Raw genomic sequence first — 5,864 nt, 5'->3', positions numbered from 1 at the left:
ATAGAAACTACTTCTCACCTAAACGACCTCTTTTAAATTAATATAACGCCTTGTTAAGGTGTGAGGCACGCAATACCAAAGCCCCCGCATGCCACCTAACCACTAAAACCAACGCATAGTAAAAATGCCACGCGTGCCGAATCACTCTTGAACAATTTGTTATGCGCGTTCTCCACGATTGAAAGCAACTACAGTAGCGCGTAATTTAGTCAGCTTAAACTCTGTAAGTAACACTGTAACAAAAGACAATATAGAAACGGAGATAAGTGCAATATTTATCAAAGCATTACCACTAAACTCATAAATACCTGACAGACCAATAAATAGCAAAAGACAGGCAATTATCGATAGAATCGAATCATTAGTTTTCACTTTATACTCATCAGCAGGTATATCTTTTATTATCGAAACCGGATTTGAAAGCCCGTCAAGCCGAACTGCAATTTTTCCTTTTTTAATTTTGACTTTTAGGCCAGAACTTCTTAACGAATTAGCTAAATCTTCCATGATTGATTATCTCCATTTCTGCGAGCGCATAACGCCCAATTAAGGGGTGAGCAACGCTACCACCCAACCTAAAGCATTGTACCGTAACCACTAAAATTGAAGTAGAAGCAAAAATGCCAAGCGTTGGGAATCCCTCTTAAATTGTTTGTTATAAGTTTTATTTCACCACTCTCATGTATGGTGGCAACCGGCGTCCATTTATGATTTGTGTGTCTTGGTCAAGAAACTCTTTTCTTGCTTTATCCAGAAGAGCCTCTAAAGATTTGAGGAAATGTTCAGAAAGTTGCTCAATAGTCTTTGATTTTAGTTCATCGTCATCAGGCACAGGTAATTCGTTAAAATGTTGTGTTACCTCTGCAACACTGGTTGGTATTTCAACGTAATATTTTTCCTTGCTACCATCTGGAAGCTCAACCTCAAAACCGCTACCACCGAGTTGATCACCGATGAAAAAACCAACAGTACCCGGTGGCTTCTTATATTGTGAGATCATATCAGAAGAAAAATTATGGATACGTGCTGATGTCGAGACAGGTAAACGTCCTTGTTTTTCAAGTTCGTTTCTGAGTTTCACAAAGTATTTCATCACCACATCTTGCTTCATCGATTCTTGATGAGGTTCATACCATGCATCGAACCTTTCTTTACCAACAGCTGTCCTTAAATTTTGAAGCACAAAAGTTACCGAACGACCAAATACGATAAGGTTCCTTAAACCAGTAAAACGTCGAGTCTTGTTTGATGAAACTAGGTCGTCAAAGCCATGCTTTGCAGTTTCCAACGTTTGTTCTGTACGGACTAAAACTTCTCTGATTGTTGTCATATTTCCTCAAACTTATAACGCCGCGTTAAGTGGTGAGCAACGCTACCACCCTACCTAAACCATTGTGCCGTAAACACTAAAGCTGATTCAAACCGAAAATGCCAAGCGTTGTGAATCCGTCTTAAACGCTTTGTTATGCGAAATTCGATAATGCTGATTTGTAAGCTTTTTTGGCCTCGGCACTTAAGTAACTGTCCATGCCTTGAAATAGCTCAAATAGTTCAGCACCATACTTGAGCTTGAACTCGTCACTGCTAAATACAAGCTCTAGCTCGTTAGCAACAGTTAACTCACAAAACAATTTCACCATTGCACTGTCAAGCTTGAAGGTTGAACCTGTAAATCTGTCTTTAAATTGGATTTCTGGCGCTTTGCCGAATTGAGGCAATACATAGTCTCGATCGCATGAGCAATACAAGTAAACTAGAGCTTCCTCGTCACTACCAATAATTCGTGCTATTTCTTGGCGCTGACTTAGCGAAACCATATTTTCATCGAAACCCGCTGTTCCATAAGCAGCGTGAAAGAGCCCTGCAACTTGAAGTAATTCGCTACTACCCCAGTTCATTAGAACTTCTTGAGTCCCTTTTAAGTGCGCTTCCAATGAACCGTTTAGGTGCTGAAAGTCACCCGCACCAAGTTCTTGAAGAATTTCAAATTTATCCATAAATCTCAATTTCCTTTAGGTCGCATAACGCCGCATTAAGGTGTGAGCGACGCTTGGCTATAATTGAGCGAAGCGAAAGCGCCAAGCGTTGCGAATCACTCTTAAATGCTTTGTTATGTATATCAGAGTGTTGCAATGATCTCTTTTATTCGGCTTTCTCCCAAAAATGCAAAGTGCATCTCCAGCCAAGTTTTTATTTTTCTTGCCTTTGTATGTTCATCAGCAAGCTTCATAAATTGAATGAATTGTTCATCCTTAGACAAATAAGCAATTAACTCGTTAGCTGGTAAAGATGAAGCCTGTTCAACATAAACTTTATCAACAGCACGGATGCTCTTGATTACCATAGTGATCAACGTAGATACATCCTTTAAAGTAAACTTTCCCGTGCCGTAGTTGGATAAAGCTTCATTAACATCAAAGTGATGGTAACTATCGAATATTGCTTGAGCATTCTCTTTTAAGTGTTGTATCGATGCTTTCGACAATTTCGCATTAGATGCTTTAGCATGAACAACTTTGTTTCTCCAGTGGCATAGAAGCTCAACTAAAATGATCCATTCAGGCTCCACTTCTGGTGTAGCTTCAAGAAATCGAACGACCCTGTCCGCTTTAGAGTCGGTAGGATTTTTTTTAACATTAAAATTCATGTCTTCGTTAAGCCACAATTCAGAGTTGCTAACCTTAGACAAGTATTCAAACAAACTTTCAACAGAATAGACAATTGCAGACTTTACAGCAAAACGCCTAGAGTTCATTGATGACTGTTTTGCATTTCCGGGTTTCCAAGAAATATTTAAAGTTGAAGGTGCTGTCGTTTCTTCTGTTATTGTCGACAACGCAACTGCGATAGTATTCATACAATGAACACTATGACCTACATCGTCTAAGAACTCTTTTAAATGATTGCTTTCAATTGACATGGGGTATCTTGAGGTATGGTGGCACCAGCAGGAATCGAACCTACGTCGTCGGGTTTAACTAGAAATTTTAGTAACCGCCGTCTTTCCGCATTAGACCATAGTGCCGAAGTGAATAATATGCAATTTTACACTGTTGTCAATGATTTACGCAAACGATATACATAACGCCCTGTTAAGGTGTGAGCAACGCAATGCAAAAGCCGCCGCATACAACCTTAAACACTAAAACCAACGCACAGTGAAAATGCCACGCGTTGCGAATCACTCTTAAACAGTTTGTTATGCCGATCCTACCAACTACCACATAACTGACTCTCGCAAGGAGTACCATCATTGTCGCCATCTATTTTGACATTTGGACAATTTGATAAATAAAACTTTGCTTCGTCACAAGATGCCATTTCGCTACAGTAGGTCTTACCTTGGCAACTAAACCCCATATTTTCATATGCAGGGTTTAGCTTAGGTTCTATATAAAACAGATATAAGGCTGCGCTTATTAGACCGACGATAACTGCTGATAATACAACTGAAAAAGAATTGCTTTTCTGTGGTTTGACACCGACTAACTGAGCACTTTCCGCACTTAACTTAGGCTGAACACTTGCCAGTTGAAACTCTACTTGGTCCCCTATTCGAGGGCGTCGGTATCCTTTTTTGAACTTGGATACATGAACAAAAATGTCACCATCCAGTTCATTGGAATTTATGAACCCAAAACCGCGCTCATCAACCCAGCGAACAATTTCCCCTTTCATGTCCTCTCCCGTTTTTCATATAGCGGCATAACGCCCTGTTAAGGTGTGAGCAACGCAATACCGACGCTACCGCATACCACCTTAAACACTAAACGCAACGCATAGTGAAAATGCCACGCGTTGCGAATCCCTCTTGAACAGTTTGTTAACTGAGCGCCTTTCAGTTTTCGCCGAGCTTACAGCCACTTTAGCCACAGCTGGTTTTCCTAATTAATGATTAATAAAGCTAACTCAAATATGTATTTAACAAAAAGATTATCGTTTATCTTTAGTTTGAAATGCGTCTCACAACACCATACTTCGGCGATGTAAGTGCGCCGAACTAATCGCGAATGCCTTATATTATTAGAAGGCTTTGTGCCGCCTTTCACATCAGTAAACTTAAGTATCAAACAGAAATTAGTCGCATTAGCTCAGCTAAGGAAACCGACCGAACACGCTAAATCTCTGAACCTAGAAACTGTATCATTGTGCTTTCGTATTTTCTGCGCCAGTTAACGCCCTGTTAAGGTGTGAGGCACGCAATACCGAAGCCTCCGCATAATACCTTAATCACTAAACCTAACGCATATTAAAAATGCCACGCGTGCTGAATCACTCTTGAACAATTTGTTAAGTGCATTACTCGCCACCTCCACCATCGTTAGAAGTACAATCATCCGAAGAGTAGTGAGCAAAAGAGGCTACATCAAATCGTTGATTTGCTGGATCATACTTACATTTGTGAGATAAGTACTCTTCGAAACTTTCACTTCTGTGGAAGTCGTATTGCGACAAGTCTACACAATAAATAGCATATGCTAGTGTTACGTGCTTTTTCGATAATTTTGATCTTTCAATTGCATAGTCCACTTCTTCCTTAGAGTATCTAGTCTTTTTTCCATAAAAGAGAAGCAGTGGAATTAACTTTCTTGCAATGTACATAGCCCTACGGTGAAACAACCATGGTTCTAAAAGCTTCATCATATCTCTGCTTCCTGTTGCAATAAAATACATGCTATTGAGTCATGTTGACATCGAATGCACTTAACGCCGCGTTAAGGGGTGAACAACGCTATACCCCCAAGTTAAACCATTGTGCCATAAACACAAAAGCTAAACTTTGAACCGAAACCGCCAAGCGTTGAGAATCCCTCTTGAACGCTTTGTTATGTACGTAGCCTATTCTTGTACAACACTCACCCACTTCGAGCGCCATTCTTGCGCTTCCATTGGTTCTGGCCAGAACTCTTTTTGTTTTTGAATAAGCCCATTTTCTACAGTATGAAAAGTAATAGCACGCGCCTTTTGCACGCTATCAGTTATAGAAACATCAGTGACTACCGTTTCGCCATCGCAGACAACTGAATGAACGACGAATTCCCAAATGCCATTTGCTGGATAGTAAGAGTTGATTGCTGTGAAATTGTCTCGTCCAACAGTAAGCTCACAAGATTGAGGCCAAAACCCTTCAAAATCCGGGCTAAGCCACTCGCTCGCTTTCGCGAAATCATTAGTTTTCATTGCTTCCCAAAATGCCACGACAACTTCCTTTGAATTCATTTTTCCCTCCAAGCACATAACGCTGCGTTAAGTGGTGAACAACGCAAACCACTAAACCTAACCCTTTGTACCTTAAACACTAAATTCAATTTAAACTGAGATCGCCAAGCGTTGTGAATCCGCCTTAAACGCCTTGTTAGGCGAAGTTTCCCACCGGGGTTTAAGGTTGTTTGAAAGCAGATTACCCGAAACCGAATAAGCAACCAAACACCTGCTGACTTTTTGTGATTCAAGAAACAGCAGAGTCACTATGTTACAGCCGATATTTCAACAACAACGAAATGCGGCCTTCCAGCAACAATGTTGCTTTTAAGCCAACTAACCTAGCAGCGACGAACGTTAAACAAATACTAAGCATCGATAGACTTGCCCTTTCCACACTTTTAATCCAGCTAAATTTCCATGCACCGGCTCGGAAAGCGAATGAGGCAACCCGCCAATATTGGCATGTTTTGCGGTCTAAGAGATTCATGAAATTGAGCCGATAATGCTGAGTTGCCGACAACGAAAAATGGATGGCCAAAGAGAGCGAAAACGAGAGATGAGATAATTTTTCTTCCAGTCGCATAACGCCTTGTTAAGGTGTGAGGCACGCAATACCGAAGCCTCCGCATAGCACCTTAACCACTAAAACTAACGCATAG

The 5,864-nt window shown here is 40.7% G+C and carries 7 protein-coding genes and 1 tRNA gene; all 8 read right to left on the bottom strand.

Annotated elements, in window-relative coordinates:
* Positions 1-159 precede the first annotated feature (159 nt).
* The 8 genes from R7Q09_RS23875 to R7Q09_RS23840 all read right to left on the bottom strand — a co-directional run bounded on the left by R7Q09_RS23875 (position 160) and on the right by R7Q09_RS23840 (position 5,220).
* The gene (locus tag R7Q09_RS23875; RefSeq protein ID WP_031780756.1) at positions 160-507 is read right to left on the bottom strand and encodes a hypothetical protein; all 348 of its coding nucleotides are present in this window, start codon (positions 505-507) and stop codon (positions 160-162) included.
* 157 nt (positions 508-664) lie between these two features.
* Entirely contained in the window at positions 665-1,330 is a 666-nt protein-coding gene (locus R7Q09_RS23870) for a hypothetical protein (protein ID WP_111416655.1), read from the bottom strand.
* A gap of 133 nt (positions 1,331-1,463) precedes the next feature.
* Positions 1,464-1,997 (bottom strand): DUF6817 domain-containing protein, encoded by a 534-nt coding sequence (locus R7Q09_RS23865; protein ID WP_213875017.1) that lies wholly within the window; start codon positions 1,995-1,997, stop codon positions 1,464-1,466.
* 122 nt (positions 1,998-2,119) lie between these two features.
* On the bottom strand, positions 2,120-2,920 hold the full coding sequence (locus R7Q09_RS23860) for a hypothetical protein (RefSeq protein ID WP_239912701.1): 801 nt from the start codon (positions 2,918-2,920) through the stop codon (positions 2,120-2,122).
* A 16-nt stretch (positions 2,921-2,936) separates the two neighbouring features.
* Positions 2,937-3,025 (bottom strand) — tRNA-OTHER (locus R7Q09_RS23855).
* A 185-nt stretch (positions 3,026-3,210) separates the two neighbouring features.
* Positions 3,211-3,678, bottom strand: coding sequence for a cold shock domain-containing protein (locus R7Q09_RS23850; RefSeq protein WP_282249010.1), 468 nt, complete (start codon positions 3,676-3,678; stop codon positions 3,211-3,213).
* A 621-nt stretch (positions 3,679-4,299) separates the two neighbouring features.
* Complete coding sequence (locus R7Q09_RS23845) at positions 4,300-4,644, bottom strand: DUF6559 family protein (RefSeq protein ID WP_318071313.1); 345 nt, start codon at positions 4,642-4,644, stop codon at positions 4,300-4,302.
* A 195-nt stretch (positions 4,645-4,839) separates the two neighbouring features.
* Positions 4,840-5,220 carry a nuclear transport factor 2 family protein gene (locus R7Q09_RS23840; protein ID WP_262647748.1) on the bottom strand — a complete coding sequence of 127 codons (381 nt, stop codon included), beginning with the start codon at positions 5,218-5,220 and terminating at the stop codon, positions 4,840-4,842.
* Positions 5,221-5,864: the final 644 nt, after the last annotated feature.

The organism is Vibrio sp. 2130-1, assembly GCF_033339515.1.
Note: the sequence above shows the minus strand (reverse complement) of the source record. Positions and strands in the feature narration are given on the sequence as shown.